This window comes from Salmonella sp. SAL4457, from assembly GCF_046548235.1.
Classification (GTDB): domain Bacteria; phylum Pseudomonadota; class Gammaproteobacteria; order Enterobacterales; family Enterobacteriaceae; genus Salmonella; species Salmonella enterica.
This window is the reverse complement of sequence record NZ_JBGDZO010000603.1, coordinates 1-267: the sequence shown is the minus strand read 5'-3', so window position 1 is coordinate 267 and position 267 is coordinate 1. Positions and strand designations below refer to the sequence as shown.

Sequence of the window (267 nt, the reverse complement as noted above, 5' to 3'; positions counted from 1 at the left end):
CGGATTCCCCGGGAGAACCTGCTCGGCAAGGACGGCCAGGGATTCATCTACCTGATGCAGGAGCTGCCGCAGGAGCGCCTGACCGTCGGTATCGGCGCGCTGGCGTCGGCCGAGGCGGCCCTGCAATGGACGCTCGACTACACTCGCGAGCGCAAGGCGTTCGGCAAGTCGGTGGCGGTCTTCCAGAATACCCGCTTCAAGCTTGCCGAGATGGCTACCGAGATCCAGGTCGGCCGGGTCTTCGTCGATCGCTGCATGGAGCTGCAT

The 267-nt window shown here is 65.2% G+C and carries 1 protein-coding gene; it reads left to right on the top strand.

Features of this window, described 5'->3' with window-relative positions; genetic code table 11:
- Nucleotides 1-267 (top strand): acyl-CoA dehydrogenase family protein (locus tag ACLJNW_RS25620; RefSeq protein ID WP_410961428.1); only part of this gene is annotated, 267 nt, incomplete at both ends.